The sequence below is a fragment of the Pseudomonas salmasensis genome (assembly GCF_014268375.2).
Lineage (GTDB): Bacteria > Pseudomonadota > Gammaproteobacteria > Pseudomonadales > Pseudomonadaceae > Aquipseudomonas > Aquipseudomonas salmasensis.
Genome location: NZ_CP077083.1, coordinates 1,156,762 through 1,173,871, shown reverse-complemented (window position 1 = coordinate 1,173,871; position 17,110 = coordinate 1,156,762). Strand labels below are relative to the sequence as shown.

Annotated in this window: 16 protein-coding genes; 10 read left to right on the top strand and 6 right to left on the bottom strand. The window is 63.0% G+C overall.

Translation table 11 applies throughout. The features are described 5' to 3' along the window. Positions 1-3 precede the first annotated feature (3 nt). Positions 4-1,134, bottom strand: coding sequence for a carbon-nitrogen hydrolase family protein (locus tag HU731_RS04865; RefSeq protein WP_186608648.1), 1,131 nt, complete (start codon positions 1,132-1,134; stop codon positions 4-6). Between the two features lie 211 nt (positions 1,135-1,345). Here HU731_RS04865 and HU731_RS04860 point away from each other — a divergent pair, with 211 nt between their 5' ends. After that, positions 1,346-3,385 (top strand): NADPH-dependent 2,4-dienoyl-CoA reductase, encoded by a 2,040-nt coding sequence (locus HU731_RS04860; RefSeq protein WP_186608649.1) that lies wholly within the window; start codon positions 1,346-1,348, stop codon positions 3,383-3,385. A 56-nt stretch (positions 3,386-3,441) separates the two neighbouring features. Next, complete coding sequence (locus tag HU731_RS04855; RefSeq protein WP_186608650.1) at positions 3,442-4,329, top strand: 1-aminocyclopropane-1-carboxylate deaminase/D-cysteine desulfhydrase; 888 nt, start codon at positions 3,442-3,444, stop codon at positions 4,327-4,329. A 107-nt stretch (positions 4,330-4,436) separates the two neighbouring features. Here HU731_RS04855 and HU731_RS04850 read toward each other — a convergent pair whose 3' ends face one another. From HU731_RS04850 to HU731_RS04840, 3 genes are all read right to left on the bottom strand, one after another. Next, positions 4,437-4,997 carry a cytochrome b gene (locus tag HU731_RS04850; protein ID WP_186608651.1) on the bottom strand — a complete coding sequence of 187 codons (561 nt, stop codon included), beginning with the start codon at positions 4,995-4,997 and terminating at the stop codon, positions 4,437-4,439. A gap of 114 nt (positions 4,998-5,111) precedes the next feature. Continuing rightward, on the bottom strand, positions 5,112-5,939 hold the full coding sequence (gene phnX / locus HU731_RS04845) for a phosphonoacetaldehyde hydrolase (RefSeq protein WP_186608652.1): 828 nt from the start codon (positions 5,937-5,939) through the stop codon (positions 5,112-5,114). Positions 5,940-6,040: 101 nt separating this feature from the next. Then, on the bottom strand, positions 6,041-7,165 hold the full coding sequence (locus HU731_RS04840) for a 2-aminoethylphosphonate--pyruvate transaminase (protein ID WP_186608653.1): 1,125 nt from the start codon (positions 7,163-7,165) through the stop codon (positions 6,041-6,043). 111 nt (positions 7,166-7,276) lie between these two features. Between HU731_RS04840 and HU731_RS04835 the strand changes: the two genes are divergently transcribed. Together HU731_RS04835 and HU731_RS04830 are read left to right on the top strand one after the other, a co-directional pair. Further along, positions 7,277-8,131, top strand: coding sequence for a LysR substrate-binding domain-containing protein (locus HU731_RS04835; protein WP_186608654.1), 855 nt, complete (start codon positions 7,277-7,279; stop codon positions 8,129-8,131). A 150-nt stretch (positions 8,132-8,281) separates the two neighbouring features. Next, on the top strand, positions 8,282-8,986 hold the full coding sequence (locus HU731_RS04830; protein WP_186608655.1) for a YebC/PmpR family DNA-binding transcriptional regulator: 705 nt from the start codon (positions 8,282-8,284) through the stop codon (positions 8,984-8,986). Between the two features lie 133 nt (positions 8,987-9,119). On the opposite strand, the gene HU731_RS04825 is transcribed toward HU731_RS04830, so the two are convergent. Together HU731_RS04825 and zapE are read right to left on the bottom strand one after the other, a co-directional pair. Then, positions 9,120-10,409, bottom strand: a complete 1,290-nt coding sequence (locus tag HU731_RS04825; protein WP_186608656.1) for a protein kinase — start codon at positions 10,407-10,409, stop codon at positions 9,120-9,122. A 37-nt stretch (positions 10,410-10,446) separates the two neighbouring features. Then, entirely contained in the window at positions 10,447-11,541 is a 1,095-nt protein-coding gene (gene zapE, locus HU731_RS04820; RefSeq protein ID WP_186608657.1) for a cell division protein ZapE, read from the bottom strand. 181 nt (positions 11,542-11,722) lie between these two features. On the opposite strand from zapE, the gene HU731_RS04815 reads away from it, so the two are divergent. The 6 genes from HU731_RS04815 (at position 11,723) to HU731_RS04790 (ending at position 17,050) form a co-directional block, all read left to right on the top strand. Then, positions 11,723-12,223, top strand: a complete 501-nt coding sequence (locus HU731_RS04815) for a Csu type fimbrial protein (protein ID WP_423814705.1) — start codon at positions 11,723-11,725, stop codon at positions 12,221-12,223. Continuing rightward, positions 12,217-12,762 carry a spore coat protein U domain-containing protein gene (locus HU731_RS04810; protein ID WP_186608658.1) on the top strand — a complete coding sequence of 182 codons (546 nt, stop codon included), beginning with the start codon at positions 12,217-12,219 and terminating at the stop codon, positions 12,760-12,762. The genes HU731_RS04815 and HU731_RS04810 overlap by 7 nt, the downstream gene beginning before the upstream one ends. An 18-nt stretch (positions 12,763-12,780) precedes the next feature. After that, a complete protein-coding gene (locus HU731_RS04805) occupies positions 12,781-13,323 on the top strand; it encodes a Csu type fimbrial protein (RefSeq protein ID WP_003192220.1) in 543 nt (180 codons plus the stop codon). A gap of 2 nt (positions 13,324-13,325) precedes the next feature. Further along, positions 13,326-13,814 carry a Csu type fimbrial protein gene (locus tag HU731_RS04800; RefSeq protein WP_186608659.1) on the top strand — a complete coding sequence of 163 codons (489 nt, stop codon included), beginning with the start codon at positions 13,326-13,328 and terminating at the stop codon, positions 13,812-13,814. Between the two features lie 26 nt (positions 13,815-13,840). After that, positions 13,841-14,629, top strand: a complete 789-nt coding sequence (locus HU731_RS04795; protein WP_186608660.1) for a fimbrial biogenesis chaperone — start codon at positions 13,841-13,843, stop codon at positions 14,627-14,629. 72 nt (positions 14,630-14,701) lie between these two features. Next, positions 14,702-17,050, top strand: coding sequence for a fimbria/pilus outer membrane usher protein (locus tag HU731_RS04790; RefSeq protein ID WP_186608676.1), 2,349 nt, complete (start codon positions 14,702-14,704; stop codon positions 17,048-17,050). Positions 17,051-17,110 lie beyond the last annotated feature (60 nt).

Sequence of the window (17,110 nt, the reverse complement as noted above, 5' to 3'; positions counted from 1 at the left end):
GCGCTACAGCCAGATATTCAGCAGGCGCGCACCACGGGCGTCGCCATCGGCGAAGACTTGCCCATTGCGGCTGAGAAAACTCTGGCCGGCGCTGCCCAGGTCCCAGAACTGCCCGCGCAGAAAGACACTCATGCCGGCGGTGGCTTGGCTGACGGGTGGCTGGCTGATCAGGGTGAGACGACGCCAGGCTGCGCCCTCGCTGGTTTCTTCAGGCTTGAGGCTCACTTCAGAGGGCGTGGATACGCTCTTGAAGCCACGCCACGGACGCTCCCAGGTGTCGCGGCCGGTGACAAAGGCCGGCACCGCGATCAATTGCGCGCCTTGCTCGTTGAGCTTGCGGTAGTTGTCCGGGTACCAGCTGTCACTGCCCACCAGGATGCCCAGGCGCCCGGCGGGAGTATCGACAACATTGACGACATGCTCATCGCCAGGCTCGATAAAGCCCCGCTCATCGTAGATCGGGTAAAGCTGGCGCTGCGGCTGGCCCAGCGGCAAACCGTCGGCAGCAAACACCACGCTGGCGTTGTACAGCGCGCCGTGGCCGATCTCCAGTTGCCCCTGGATCACGCTCGGGTTGGGCAGGGCGATGGAGCCGGCCACCAGGGTCACGCCAAATTCTTTGGCGAGGCCGCCAAACAACACTTGATAGTCGCGGGCCATGGCCGGGGCTTTCATGCGCAGGTAGGCATCATCCATGCGGTTGTCGCCGGTGGCGCTGATCCAGGCTTTGGCAAATTGCAGCGGGTTGCTGATCGACAGCCAGTTCATGGCGTCCTTGAGGTGCGCGGCCTGGTACAGCTCATTCTTTTCGCCGCCGAGCATCAGCCAGGTGCCGATATGCTCCGGCAGCACCACCACGGTCTTGGCGTTGATCAGCCCAAGGTCCCGAGCGTTTTGCAGGTAGGCCGACAGCTTCAGGTGCAGGCGTTCCAGGCTCTGGTAATCGGCAGGGAACAGCTCCGGCTTGATGCCCAGCAGGTTGCCCCGGTCGGCCGGTTCGCCCTCATTAACGGCGAGGGTGATGCGCAGGTCGGACAGGTAATGCGCCACGGGGCGCTCCTGGGTCCAGACCAGATACGCAGCGAGGGAGGCAACCAGGGCCATGATGACGGTGAACGCTAGAAGTTTACGCATGGGGCAACAGACAACAGACCGGGTGCAGGGTTCGCGACTAGGGTAGGGCCCATGGCGCGGCTTGCCAAGGGGCGCTGTGCATTTGGATCAATAACTTGTCAGTTTCAGTCATTGAGCCGTGGTCCACCGCCTCTTAGTCTGTGGGACATAAACCGATGGCACGCCGTTCGAGTGCGCCACGTCCCGTGATGATCCGTTGTGGAGCTGTACCATGACCGCTGCTGCCTACCCGCACCTGCTGGCCCCGTTGGACCTGGGTTTTACCACCTTGCGCAACCGTACCCTGATGGGCTCGATGCACACAGGCCTTGAAGAAAAGCCCGGCGGTTTCGAGCGTATGGCCGCTTACTTTGCCGAGCGCGCCCGTGGCGGCGTGGGCCTGATGGTCACCGGCGGCATTGGCCCCAATGATGAAGGCGGCGTGTACGCCGGTGCGGCCAAGCTGACCACCGAAGACGAGGCGCGCAAGCACAAGATCGTTACCCAGGCCGTGCACGACGCGGGTGGCAAGATCTGCATGCAGATCCTCCATGCCGGGCGTTACGCCTACAGCCCCAAGCAGGTGGCACCGAGCGCGATCCAGGCGCCGATCAACCCGTTCAAGCCCAAGGAACTGGATGAAGAGGGCATCGAAAAGCAGATCCAGGATTTTGTCACCTGCTCGCTGCTGGCCCAGGTCGCCGACTACGACGGCGTCGAAATCATGGGTTCCGAAGGCTACTTCATTAACCAGTTCCTCGCTGCCCATACCAACCATCGCACCGACCGTTGGGGCGGCAGCTTTGAAAATCGCATGCGCCTGGCGGTGGAAATCGTGCGCCGTGTACGCGAAGCCGTAGGCCCGAACTTCATTATCATCTTCCGCCTGTCGATGCTCGACCTGGTGGAAGGCGGCAGCGTCTGGGAAGAAATCGTGCAACTGGCCAAGGCCATCGAACAGGCCGGCGCGACGATCATCAACACCGGTATCGGCTGGCACGAAGCCCGTATCCCGACCATCGCCACCAAAGTGCCCCGCGGTGCGTTCAGTAAAGTCACGGCCAAATTGCGCGGTTCGGTACAGATTCCGCTGATCACCACCAACCGCATCAACACTCCGGAAATTGCTGAGCAGATCCTGGCCGAAGGCGACGCCGATATGGTCTCGATGGCGCGGCCGTTTCTCGCCGACCCTGAGTTCGTCAACAAGGCCGCCGCCGGGCGCGCCGATGAGATCAATACCTGCATCGGCTGTAACCAGGCGTGCCTGGACCATACCTTTGGCGGCAAGCTCACCACCTGCCTGGTCAACCCGCGAGCGTGCTACGAAACCGAACTCAATTACCTGCCGGTCAAGCAGATCAAAAAGGTTGCGGTGGTCGGCGCCGGCCCTGCGGGTCTGGCCGCTGCTACCGTGGCTGCCGAGCGCGGGCATCAGGTGACCTTGTTCGACTCCGCCAGCGAGATCGGCGGCCAGTTCAATATCGCCAAGCGCGTGCCGGGCAAGGAAGAGTTCTTTGAAACCCTGCGTTATTTCAAGCGCAAATTGCAGACCACCCACGTCGAGCTGTGCCTCAACACCCGTGTGGACGTTGCGCAACTGGTAGCGGGTGGTTATGACGAGGTGATCCTGGCCACCGGCATCGCACCGCGTACCCCGGCGATTCCCGGTGTCGACAACGCCAAGGTCCTGAGTTACCTGGACGTGATCCTCGAACGCAAGCCGGTGGGCAAGCGCGTGGCGGTGATCGGCGCCGGCGGTATCGGCTTTGACGTGTCTGAATTCCTCGTGCACCCAGGCGTCTCCACCAGCCTGGATCGCGAGGCGTTCTGGAAAGAGTGGGGCATCGACACTCAACTGCAAGCCCGTGGCGGTGTGGCCGGGATCAAACCCGAGCGCCATGCGCCGGCCCGTGAAGTGTTCCTGCTGCAACGCAAGGCTTCCAAGGTGGGCGACGGCCTGGGCAAGACCACGGGCTGGATCCACCGCACCGGCTTGAAGAACAAGCAGGTGCAGATGCTCAACAGCGTCGAGTACCTGAAGATCGACGATGAAGGCTTGCATATCCGCATCGGCGCCGAGGGCGAGCCGCAGGTACTGGCAGTAGACAATATCGTTATCTGCGCCGGCCAGGACCCGCTGCGCGAATTGCACGACGGCCTGGTCGCCGCCGGCCAGAACGTGCACCTGATCGGTGGCGCCGATGTGGCGGCCGAACTGGACGCCAAGCGCGCCATCAACCAGGGCTCGCGCCTGGCTGCCGAGCTGTAAGGCGCCAAGCGGGGCGGTGGTAGACTACCGCCCCGTTTTCATTCAGATACCTGCCGATGGGCCCTTTCGACTGGCTTCCTCACGCACCCCTTGAACCCTTGCAGCTGGACTGGCTGAACGGGGTCGAGTTGGCCGTGCTGCGCCTGGACCGTATCGACCCGCTGATCAGCGGCAACAAGTGGTTCAAGCTCACCGAGCACCTGGCCCAGGCCCGACATGCCGGGGCCACGGGGGTGATCAGTCTCGGCGGCGCTTACTCCAACCATCTGCATGCACTGGCGGCGGCGGGCAAGCGTTTTGGCTTCCCCACCGTCGGCCTGTTGCGCGGCCATCCTCAAGACACCCCCACGGTTCTCGACCTCAAAGCCTTCGGCATGCAGCTGCATTGGCTGGGTTATGGCGGTTATCGGGCGCGGCATGAACCGGGCTTCTGGTTACCCTGGCGCGAGCAGTATCCCGGCTTTCATCCGGTACCCGAAGGCGGCGGTGGGCTGGCCGGGGCGCAGGGCTGTGGCGTGTTGGTCGAGCAGGCGCGGGCGCAGTTGGGCAGCCTCGGTTGGAGCGATTACGACGCCTGGTGGTTGGCGGCGGGTACCGGCACGACGGTGTCGGGGTTGGTGCTGGCGGAGGCGGGCGCGCATCCGGTGTATGGCGCAATGGCGGTACCGGATGATCACGGTGTGGCGCAGAACGTGAGTGCGATCGTGCACAACGGTTATACATTGCTGGACGCCAGTCGCGGTGGCTTTGCCAAGGTCGATCCGCTGTTGCTCGACTTCATCCAGCGCACCGAACAAGCGTGCGGTCTACCGCTGGAACCGCTTTACACCGGCAAGGCGCTGCTGGCGTTGAAACAGCAGATCGAGGCCGGACGCTTCGCCCCCGGCACGCGCCTGATCTTCATCCACACCGGCGGCCTGCAAGGCCGCCGAGGCTTCCTGTAGGAGCGAGCTTGCTCGCGAAGAACCTGAACGATAACACGTGCATTCTGGATGATCGCGTTGCCTGGGAGTTCTTCGCGAGCAAGCTCGCTCCTACAGGGTAGCGGTTATCAGATGATGCGTTTTTGCCTACCCGGCATCATGCGCAGCGCCGTGTTATCGCGCATCACGTAATGATGAAAGATCCCCGCCACCGCATGCAGGCCGATCAGCCAGTAACCGATCTGGCCAAACAGCACATGCCAGCCTTCAATCTCCTTGGCCAGTGCCTTGTTCTCAGCGATCAATGGCGGCAGTTCCATCCCATAGAACATCACCGAATGTCCTTCGGCACTGACGATCAACCAACCGGCAATCGGCAACCCGATCATCAACGCATACAGCGCCCAGTGCATCAGCGTCGCCAGCAGGCTTTGCCATTGCGGCGGTGCCGGCACGATCTTCGGCGCCACTCCCAGGCTGCGTGCGAACAGGCGCAGCCACACCAGCACAAACACGGTAAGGCCGAGCATAAAGTGCATTTCCACAATCAGCGTGCGCGCACCGCTGCCTTTGGGGAATTGGCCGCGCAGTTCAATGCAGGCGTAGACCACCGCCAGCAGCACCAGCATCAACCAGTGCAACGCAATCGACATGGTGCTGTAGCGCGTATCGGAATTTTTCCACGGCATTGCTGTGTTCCTCACTCATCAGGGCATACCTCCATTCTTTAGCGATGGAGTGCATTAACTTTATGCCTGTTTCGAGCGCTGCGCTTGTTGCCAATGCCGTTGTGTTGACCTCGGTCAGTAGGCCTGCGGCATTTCCCCGCGGGCCAGGCGCTGGTTGATGTCGCTGATGACCCGTGGCAGGTCGGTAATGGTGTCGACCAGATAATGCGGGCGCGACCCTTCGAACATCGCTTCGATGCGCTGGCGCTCGCTGGCCAGGGTGGCGCTGTCCAGGGCGCGGAACTGCTCGTAGGTCAGGCCCAGCGCGTTGCCCGAGCAGGTCAGAGCCACGGTCCACATGCCCGCACGTCGGCCTTCGAGAATGCCCGGCACGGTGTCATCGACCTTCACGCAGGCCGCCACATCATCAATGCCCAACGCAATCACGTTGGCCAGGGCCTGGGCCGGCCATGGTCGGCCGTTGGGCACTTCGTCAGTGGCCACGACGTGGTCGGCGACGTAGCCGTTGGTGGCGGCCAGGGCCACGACCTTGTCCATCACCTGCTTGGGGTAGCCGGAGCAGGAGCCGATCTTGATGCCTTGGTCGCGCAGGGCGGCGAGGGTGTCGAGGGCACCGGGGATCAGGGCCGAGTGTTCGGCGATCTTCTCGATCTGCAGCGGCATGAAGCGTTGGTAGATGGCGGTCACGTCGTCGTCGGTGGGCGTGCGGCCGAACGCCTGGCGGTAGCGTTCGGCAACCTGTGGCTGGTTGCAGAGGGTGCGGATATGGTCCCACTTGCCCATACCCATCGGGCCACGGGCCTCCTCGATAGACACCTGCACGTCGAACTCGGCGAAGGCCTCGACAAAAATCTGCGTGGGGGCGAAGGAGCCGAAATCGACCACGGTGCCGGCCCAGTCGAGGATAACGGCCTGGAGGGTATTGGGGTTTTGATAGTTCATCGTTCAGATCCTGTGGGGTAATAACATTCATCTATGTAGGAGCGAGCTTGCTCGCGAAAAACATCCAGGCACCGCGTTAACTCAGGACGCCCGCGTTATCGTTAACACTCTTCGCGAGCAAGCTCGCTCCTACACATTTCGTGCAGCACCTCGGCGATGGCCTTGACCGCTGCGCGCATACCGGTCGCGTCGACATGGCCGATGCAGCCCACGCGAAAGGTTTCCACCTGGGTCAATTTGCCCGGGTACAGAATGAAACCCTTGGCCTTGACCCGTTCGTAGAACGCTTTGAACTGGTAGCGCGGGTCGTCGGGGGCGTGGAAGGTGGCGATGATCGGCGCCTGGATCGCCGCCGGTAGAAAGCTGCGCAGGCCCAGTTCGGCCATGCCGTCCAGCAATGCCTGGCAGTTGTTCGCATAGCGCCGGTGACGGGCGGGCAGGCCGCCTTCCTCGGCATATTGCAACAGCGCCTCATGCAGGGCGGCGACCACGTGGGTGGGCGGGGTGAAGCGCCACTGGCCAGTCTTGACCATGTAGCTGTGCTGGTCGAACAGGTCCATCGCCAGGGAATGGCAGTTGCCCTGGGACGCAGCCAGCGCCGCTTTTTCGGCAAAGACAAAGCCCATCCCCGGCACGCCTTCCAGGCATTTGCCCGAGGCGGCAATCAGTGCGTCGAAGGGGATTTCGCGGGCATCAATCGGCAGTGCACCGAAGGAACTCATGGCGTCGACGATCAGGCGCTTGCCGTGGCTTTTGACGACTTCGGCGATTTGCGGCAACGGGTTGAGAATGCCGGTGCTGGTTTCGCAATGAATCAGCGCGACGTGGGTGATGGCGCTGTCGGCGTGTAACAGGCGATCCACATCGGCGGCAGTGGTGGGCTCGTCTTCGGCGGTTTCAAAGGTGCTGAATTCGCGGCCAAGCACCTCGCAGATTTTCGCCAGGCGCTTGCCGTAAGCGCCGTTGATCAACACCAGCACCTTGCCATTGCGGGGGACCAAGGTGCCGATCGCAGCTTCGACGGCGAAGGTGCCGCTGCCTTGCAACGGCACGCAGTGGTGGCTGTCGGCACCGTTGAGGATCGCCAGCAACTGCGTGCACACGCTGGCGGTGAGCTGGTTGAAGCGGTCGTCCCATGAACCCCAGTCCACCATCATCGCCTGACGGGTGCGGTTCGATGTGGTCAGGGGGCCGGGGGTCAACAGGATCGGCGCGGCAGGGGTCATGTCAAATCCTCGCAAGGTGTCGGGGTCAAGCTACGGCGTCTAAATTGCAGTTTGGCTTGTCATCAATAAAATTGTTTGTTGTTATGCGAGCTATCAGTGAGGCCGATAGCTATGAACCTGTTTCAACTGCGTGCATTCGATGCCGTGGCCCGCGAGGGCAGTTTTACCCGTGCGGCGGCTCGGCTGTTTATCAGCCAACCGGCGGTGACCGGGCATATCAAGGCCCTTGAAGAGCACTACCAGATCCCGTTGTTACGCCGCACCGCACGCCGGGTGGAGTTGACCGAGGAAGGCGCGCGCCTGGCGGCCATCACCCGGGCGATCTTCGGTTTGGTCGACGAGGCGCAAACCATGCTGGAGGCCAACCGCCAGTTGCTCACCGGGCGCCTGGAAGTGGCGGCGGATGGGCCCCACTTGGTCATGCCGATGATCGCCAGCCTGCGCGCACGCTACCCCGGCATTACCGTGAACCTGCGTTTGGGCAATGCCCAGGAAACCCTGGCGGCGCTGCTGTCCGAACATGCCGATGTGGCGGTGCTCACCGAGGTGGAGCCGCGCAATGGCCTGCACGTGCAACCCCTGGACCAGTCACGGATTTGCGCCTTGGTGCCGGCCGCGCACCCGTGGGCCAGGCAGCCCGAGGGAATTGAACTGGCGCAGCTGCATGAGGTGATCATGGTGCTGCGCGAGCCCAGTTCCATCACCCGACGCACCTTTGATGACGCCTGCCTTGCGGCAAATGTGCAACCCAAAGTGCTGCTGGAACTGGACAGCCGTGAAGCCGTGACCGAAGCGGTGGCGGCAGAGTTGGGCGTGGGTGTGGTGTCGTCGATGGAGGTCAGCCCGGACCCGCGTGTGCAAGCGGTGCCGATCCTCGGCGATGGCCTGCTGAACCGGCACATGCTCGGCTGCATGGAGCGCCGTCGCTCGCTGCGCTTGATTCAGGCGTTTTTCGAGTTGGCGTGAAGGCGCTTACACACGTTGCGGTCAAACCCTTGCGCACCTGAGTACCCTGGCCGGTTTTTTGGTGGAACGAAGCGTTCTCGCGCTATAAACTCTGCCCCCAAAGCGCCGGCCAGTAGACGTTTGGGCGCGATGGAAATAAGAGAGTGAGTCATGGGCGCACAGTGGAAAGTCAAACATAAAGAAGCGGCAGCCAATGCCAAGGGCAAGATTTTCGGCAAGCTGGTGAAAGAAATCACCATTGCCGCCCGCAACGGCGCCGACACCGCGACCAACGCGCATCTGCGCCTGGTGGTGGAACAGGCCAAAAAGGCCTCGATGCCCAAGGAAACCCTGGACCGCGCGATCAAGAAGGGCGCCGGTCTGCTCGGTGAAACCGTGCAATACCACCGCGTGACCTACGAAGGTTTCGCGCCGCACCAGGTACCTCTGATCGTCGAGTGCGTGACCGACAACATCAACCGCACCGTGGCGGAAATCCGCGTGGCGTTCCGCAAGGGCCAACTGGGCGCTTCCGGTTCGGTGGCGTGGGATTTCAACCATGTGGGCCTGATCGAAGCATCGCCGGACACCTCGGACGCCGATCCGGAAATGGCCGCCATTGAAGCAGGCGCCCAGGACTTTGAAGAGGGCGAAGAAGGCGCCACCTTGTTCATCACCGAAACCACCGACCTGGATGCCGTGCAGAAGGCGTTGCCGGAGCAGGGCTTTACCGTGTTGTCGGCCAAGCTGGGTTATATCTCCAAGAACCCGGTCAGCGGTTTGACCGATGAGCAGATGGCTGAAGTCGAGGCGTTCCTGGAAGGCCTGGACAACCATGATGATGTGCAGGATATGTTTGTCGGCCTGGCGGGCTGATTTCTATCTGAGTACAAGCGGTCAAATTGCTTTGTAGGAGCGAGCTTGCTCGCGAAAAACTCACCGGCGCTGCGTTTATTCAGGACGCACGCGTTATCGTTGACGTTTTTCGCGAGCAAGCTCGCTCCTACAGTTAGATAGCGTGCAGCAAGGCTTCGATCTCTTCAAAGCCCGGCCGCGTCAGCACATCCGGCTGGCAGCAGCGTTGTTGCAGTGCCTGCAAGCGTTCGTCACTGGCCTCAACCCGCTCCAACAATTCCCCCAGCAACACTCCGAACGCGCGCACTTCAATACGCTGCAGCGCACGGGTTTGCAGCGTGTCCTCCGTGGTATGGAATGACGCCGCGCCAAAGTCTCCCAGCAAGCAATCACCCGCTGCGTTCCACAAAATATTGTGACCATACAGGTCGCCATGGGTAATGCCGTGCCGATGCAGGTGCGCCGCCACCGAAGCAATGCCCTGCGCCATGCGCAGTGCCACCTCCGGGCTGAAACGGGTGGCAGGTGCGTAGATATCCCGCGTGCACGACGCCAGGCTCGGCAGGGCCGCGAGGTTGCGGTAACTCGGGTCGATCAGGTCCATCACCAGGGCGGCCTGGTTGTCGGGGTGGCCGATGACGCGTCCTTCAACCTTGATCAGGTTGGGATGCAGCCCGGCGGCGATGCAGGCTTGCATTTCATGCAGCGGTGAACCGTCGCTGGTGATGGTGCCCTTGTACAGCTTGACCGCAACCGGCAACGCCCGGGGTTTCCACAGCGCCTTGCGAATGATCCCCGAGGCACCTTCGCCCAGGACTTCACCCATTGCCAGTTCGTGCCAGGCGATGTTCGGCGTCGCCTCATCACTGCTTACCTGCACAGCCATTTCCACCGGGTTGCCGGCGTAGGCCAGCCAGGTCAGGCTCGGCAGGGTCAGCAGCCACTGTGGCAGGTGGGTGAGGCGGTTGGAGGCGATGCGGATCAACTCCAGGTTTTGGCACTGGGCCAGGCTTGGCGGCAGGTGGGTCAACTGGTTACCGGCCAGCATCAACTTTTGCAGCAACGGGCGTTGGCCAAGCTCATCGGGTAACTGGCTGATGCAGTTATCGGTGAGGATCAGCCAGCGCAATAGCGGGGGCAGGGCGGCGGCGGGCACCTGGCGGATCTGGTTGGCCTTGAAGCCGATCATGCTCAGTTGGGCGCATTGGCCCAGGCATTGCGGCAGTTCGGTAAAGGCGTTGTCCGAACAGAACAGCACGCGCAGGTGCGTCAGGCGGTGCAGGTCGTCGGGCAGGCTGCTCAGGGCGTTGCCGGTGAGGTTGAGAATTTCCAGCGAGTCGGCCAGATCGAAAATTTCCCGGGGGAACTCGGTCAGCCCGCAGGCCAGGTCCAGGCGCGTCGCGCCGGCCAATTGGCCAGCCTTGAGTTGGGCGAGGGTATTCATGCAGGGCGCGGTGCTCGGAAGAGGGCGTAAAAGGCGCTCATGATAGCGGCTCGGGCGCGGTTTGCGGGCACAGCGTGTGCAATTGGCGCAGGCGACTGGCGGTGCGGGCGAGGTCAATGGCCTGGCCTTCCAGGCATTTATCCAGGGGCTGGTGGCCGATCAGCGTCAGTTGCTTGTCCTGGTCGTAGAGCACGTCTACCAGGTTGATAAAGCGCTGCTGCACGGCGATGGGGCATTCGGCCAGCTGCGGCAGGCCGTCGATGATCCAGTGGTCGAAGTCCTGGCACAACAACAGGTAGTCCATGACCGCTGTGAGTTGTTCGCACAGGTCGTTGAAGGTGAAGGCGATGGTTCGCGCCTGATGGCCTCGGCACTTTAACTGCCGAGTGCCGACCTTCAGGGTGTGCGCCGGGCAATCTGTGGCAGGCAGGCCCAGGCTTTCACGCTGGCCAGTCGTACCTGGCCAGACGTACTGGCCGCCCGTGAAGCGCTGTTGCGTGTGGGCCTGGGCCAGGCTGCGAAAGTCCTGGGGCGCACTGACTTCCAGCACCTCCATGCGCGCGGCGATCAGCTCGATCACCGGTTTGAAGCGTTCGTGGTACAGCGGGTTGGGCAGCAAGCCTTCGGGCGGGTAGTTGGAGGTCACCAGCACCAGCACGCCGCGCTGGAACAGGGCCTTGAACAAGCGGCTGATGAGCATCGCATCGCCGATATCGTGCACATGGAATTCGTCGAAACACAGCACTCGGCAGCCGGCCAGCAGCTCGTCCAGCGTGACGCCCAGGGCATCGTCATGCTCGCGGTGCAAGAACATGCCCTGGTGCAGCCGGGCGAAGAAGGTGTGGAAATGCACGCGCTGCTTCTGGGCGAGGGGCAGCGCCTGGAAAAACCCGTCCAGCAGCCAGCTTTTGCCGCGCCCCACCGGGCCGTGCAGGTACAGGCTGCGCGTGGGCTGGCCGTTGAGCAGGTGCTGGGCCTCGCGATTCAGGGCGGTAATCGCCCGGATTTGCCCATCACTGAGGGTATAGCCCTGTTGTTCGGCCTTTTTTTGAAAGTATGCCGGGATAGGCGAGGCGTCCGAGGCGTCGGTTTTTTTACCCAGCAGGCGCTGGAGCAGGGCAAGCACGGCCAAGAATAAACACTCTGTATTACGATGGTCGCTCACTGTAAGACGCTCGAAACCATTTGACCAATAGCGAAGGGCCCCAAGCCTTGCAAACTGGCACTTTCGGGTTAACTGGCTAACCTCATACACAGTTGTCACCCCTGTATAAGGAATTGGGGCTGTGAAGGGACCGGCGGTATTGGCAGTCATGGGCACGATGCTCTGCAACACGGCTTTTGCTGCGCAACTCCAAGTAGAGGTGCGCATCGACGTGCAGCGGGGTTGCCAGTTGGTGGGCACCACCCGCAGTGCGGGCATCGAGCAACTTGGCGTATTGGATTTCGGCAGCGGCCCGCGTCTGGATGACCCGGCCGGCCCCCTGAGTGCGGCCCTGATCAGCCAGCGCCAGCCGCGCCTGGAATGTAACCCCGACACGCCTTACCAGGTGCGCGTTGACGGCGGCCTGCATGGCGGCGTCGGCGAAGTGCGTTATCTCGCCAATCCGGCACCCTCCAGCCGGCCCATTCCCTATCGAATCTATGCCGACGCCGCGCGGCTGATCCCCTTGCCGGTGGACGTGCCCGTCAGTGGCCGCGTGCCGGACACCGGCTCTGTAGACCTGCCGCTGTATGGGCGCATCGAACCGCTCAAGGACATCCCCGCCGTCGGCCGTTATTCCGACCTGCTCAAGGTCACGGTCACATGGTAAGCCGCTACCTGGCCGTGACGGCCCTGGGCGGCCTGCTGTTGCTGGCGGATGACGCGCAGGCGGCGGTGGTCAACGGTCAGGTCCACGCGCGCTTGGTGATCACCGCCAGTTGCGAAGTGAGCAAGGGCGTGGAAACCGCGCCGGTCACCCCCGAAGGCGGCACCGCGCTGTTGGACTTTGGCAGCCAGGGGCCGACCTGGAACGAGACCTTGGACGCGGCGATTTCCGATGGCGACAAGGCGCCGCTGTCGGTGTCCTGCAACCCCTCGGTGGTCAGCAGTTTCACGGTGACCATCGACGGGGGCGCCAACGGCGACGGCACCACGCGGCGCCTGAGCAATGGCCGCCAGACCATTCCCTATCGACTCTCGGCCGACCCCCAGGGGCGCAGTGCCTACCGCATCGGCCAGCAACGCAATTTCGTCGTGACCCAGGGCACGCAGATACCGATCCCGGTATTCGGCTCCGTGGTGGCGAATACCAGGGCCCTACCGGCCGGCATCTACACAGACACCCTGACGGTGACTCTGGATTGGTAAACCATGAGGATGGATATCATGCATGTACTTGTATCGCGAATCGGCCTCTGTGCCCTGGGCCTGGGGCTGGCGTCCAGCCTGAACGCGGCGACCACGGTGACCGGGCAGATCAGTTCCAGCCTGACCTTGATTGCCAGTTGCCAGGTCAACGGCTCCGGCGCGGCCACCGGGCTGAATTTCGGTAGCTTGAACTTCGGTACCACCAACAGCCTGTTTACCAATGCCGACGCCCAGTTGCTCGGCGGCACCGGTACCGGCGGCGCGTTGTCGATTCTGTGTTCGGCTGGCACCGCGCCAACGATCAAGGTGCGTGCCGGCGCCCACGATGGCGCTTCCCCAGGAGGCACCCGTGCGCTGGCCGATGGCGTGGGTAACTTCGTGCCCTACGATTTCTACACTGACAGTGGGCGTTCCGCGCTTCTGGCGATTGATGGCGTGGTGACACTCGCCACCAGTACCGGCGTGGCGCAGACCGTCAACCTTTACGGCAGGGCGGTGGGCAAGGCGGGGCTGCCAGCGGGCACCTACACCGACACGGTGGCCGTGGAACTGACGTTCTAACGATGTGGCCCAGGGTGTTGCTCGCCATTGGCCTGGCGATGCCGTTGCCGCTGTCGGCGGTGGTCAACCAGAGCTTCCAGGTGAGCGCGACCATCACGCCGGGCTGCCTGATCGTGGGCGGTAGCTCCAACTACGGCACCTTGGCCTACGGCAGCTATTCGGCCCTGGCCACCAGCACGGTCACAGCGGCTCTCACCGGCGGCGTAACCCTGCAATGCACGCCGGGCGTAGCCCTGAGCATGAGCGTCGATGGCGGCCTGCACAGCAGCACCGGGCGCAACTTGCAGCTCAACAGTGGCAGCGCGCGGGTGGCTTACCAATTGTTTCGCGATGCGGCGTTCAGCCAGAGCCTGGGCATCAGCCAGAGCGTCAGCGTGACGTACAGCGATGCGAGCAACATCAGCCTGCCGATTTACGGGCGAGTGGTTTTACCGGGCAATCAGCCTGGGGGGACGTACAGCGACACGCTGCAGGTGCAGCTGACGTGGTAGGGCTAACGGTTTTAAGGAGGGGTGTTATGGGGTGTGCTTTGCGACGGTTATGGACCATAGGTTTCGCCTGGGGGGCGTGGTGCTCTGCCGGTTTTGTGCAGGCGGCCAGTTCGGTGCTGATCTGGCCCATCGACCCAGTGCTGGAGGCCGACCAACAGGCCAGCGCGCTGTGGCTGGAGAACCGTGGCACCGAGACCGCCAACCTGCAGATCCGTGTGTTTGCCTGGAGCCAGAATGGCTTTGACGAGCAGTACCAGAACCAGCGCGATGTGATCGGCAGCCCGCCGGTGGCCAAAATCGAGCCGGGCCAGAAACAACTGGTGCGCCTGACCCGCACCCGGGAAGTACCGCCGGGGCAGGAGCTGGCCTATCGCATCATCATTGATGAAATCCCCTCGGCGTTGCAGGTGCCCACGCCGCCGGAGGGCAAGAACACCGCGGCGGCGATTCGCTTCCAGATGCGTTATTCGGTGCCGTTGTTTGCCTACGGCGCCGGCTTGTGGAGCAAGGACGACGCTACCCGCCAACGCGATCCCAAGGGCGCGGGCAAGCCGCAGTTGAGCTGGCAGAAGGTCAACGTGGCAGGGCGCAACTACATCGAGGTGCGCAACCAGGGCGCCGTGCATGCGCGGCTTACCGATGCGTCATTCAAACAGGGCGGGCAGACCCGGCCGTTGGTGGACGGCTTGCTCGGCTATGTGCTGCCGGGCGCGAGCATGCGCTGGCCGGTGCCGGACGCCGTATCGTCCGACCAGCCGTTGCAGGTACGGGTCAACGGCGCGCCGCAACTGGAGAGCCTGGCGCCCACGCGCTGATTGTTAAGCAGCTGGACGGGCACACGCCCGGGTTTTGACAGGATGGAGATGTCCATTGAAGGACACAACGCCATGGTGAGTCGTGGTTGGGCTCGGGTTTTATGGCCGTCGGTGGCGGTAGCAAGCTGGCTGTGGGGCGCAGCGATGGCAGGCGACTTGCCGCCGCCGCCCGGTAGCATGGAGGCAGTTGCCGATGCACAGCTGTTTCTGGAACTGGTGGTCAACCAGATGGATACCGGCCGCGTCATTGCGGTGGAGCAGCGCGCCGGCCAGCTGTTTGTGCCGGCCAGCGCGTTGCAGGACGTGGGCATGAAACTGCCGGGTGAACCCGTCGGCAGCGTAGCCCTGGACCAAGTGCCGGGCCTGCACAGCGATTACGACAGCAACGGCCAGCGCCTGTTGCTGGATGTGCCGCCCTCGTGGTTGCAGGAACAGTTCATCGGCAACCGCAACACCTATCCGCGCACCCAGGCCATGAGCAGCTTCGGCGCCTTGCTCAACTATGACGTGTATTTCAATGACACCGACGACGGCGGCAGTTACCTCGCGGCCTGGAACGAAGTGCGGCTGTTCGACACCTGGGGCACCTTGTCCACTACCGGGCAACTGCGCCAGACCCTGTCCGATGGAATCAGCGGTGGCACCCTCAACAAGGGTTATCGGCGTTACGACACCACCTGGCGTTTTTCCGACGATGAGCGCCTGCTCACCTACGAGGCCGGCGACGTGATCAGCGGCGCGCTGCCCTGGAGTAGCTCGGTGCGCCTGGGCGGGGTGCAACTGTCGCGCGATTTTGCCGTGCGCCCCGACCTGGTCACGTACCCCTTGCCGCAGTTTGCCGGTGAGGCGGCGGTGCCGTCGTCGGTGGACCTGTTTATCAACGGCTACAAATCCGACACCGCGCAACTGCAACCCGGCCCCTACACCCTGACCAACATCCCGTTCATCAACGGTGCCGGCGAGGCCGTGGTGGTCACCACCGATGCCCTGGGCCGCCAAGTGTCGACCACGGTGCCGTTCTACGTCACCAGCACCTTGCTGCAACAAGGCTTGACGGATTTTTCGCTGGCCGCCGGTACCTTGCGCCGTGACTACACCCTGCGGGATTTCGGCTACGGGCCGGGCGTGGCCAGTGGCACGTTCCGCTATGGCTATTCCGATAACCTCACCCTGGAAAGCCACGCCGAAGCCTCCAGCGACCTGACCCTCGGCGGGCTCGGCGGCAACCTGCGCCTGGGCAACTTCGGTGTGCTCAATACCGCCCTCAGCCAGAGCCAGTTCGACAGCCGCACCGGCCAGCAACTGAGCCTCGGTTACCAGTACAACAGCACGCGCTACAGCTTTATGTACCAACGGGTGGAACGTCGCGACGACTACGCCGACCTGACCCTGGTCGATACCCCTTACGCCAGCCTCAGCAAGCGCAGCGAGCAGGTGACCCTGAGCCTCAACCTCCAGCGTTTCGGCAGCCTGGGCCTGGGCTATTTCGACGTGCAGGCGGCGGACGACTCGCGCACGCGCCTGCTCAACCTGAGCTGGAGCAAACCGCTGTGGCGCAACACCAGCTTTTATCTGTCGGCCAACCGCGAAATCGGCGACAGCAACTGGGCCATGCAGGCGCAACTGGTCATCCCGTTCGACCTCAACGGCAGCCTGGCCTTGAGCACCGAGCGCAGCAAGGACGGCGCCAGTCGCCAGCGCATCAACTACAGCCGAGCGGTGCCCAGCGAAGGCGGGGTGGGCTACAACCTCGGCTATGCCCAGGGGGATGCCCCCAGCTATCGGCAGGCCGACCTGACCTGGCGCTTGCAGTCGGTGCAGTTGCAGGCCGGTGTGTACGGCAGCAGCGAGGCCATGACGCGTTGGGCCGATGCCAGCGGCTCGCTGGTATGGATGGGCGGCGAAACCTTTGCCGCCAACCGTATCAATGACGCGTTTGTGGTGGTGAGCACCCAGGGTTTCGCCGGGATTCCGGTGCGCTACGAAAACCAACTGGTGGGCCAGACTGACCACAACGGCCATTTGCTGGTGCCGTGGAGCAGTGCCTACTACCGCGGTAAATATGAGATCGACCCGTTGAACCTGCCGGCGAATGTGCAGAGCCCCAATGTGGAACAGCGCGTGTCGGTACGCCGAGGCAGTGGCTACCTGCTGGAATTCCCGCTGCGCCGTGTGCTCGCCGCAAGCATCACCCTGGTGGACCGCCAGCACCAGGAATTGCCGCTGGGCAGCCTGGTGGTGCATGAGCAAAGCAACACTCAGGCGGTGGTCGGCTGGGATGGCCTGGTGTATCTGGAAAACCTCAGCGCCCACAACACCTTGCAGGTCACTTTGGGAGAGGGCCGCACCTGCCAGGCAACCTTCGATATGGATGAGCAGCAACAGGATGTGCCCTTGATCGGGCCGTTAGTGTGCCAATGAGAGATTGAACAGGGAGTGTTCAGGTGAGGGGCAGCGTAGGGTTATATGGCGTAGGTGTGT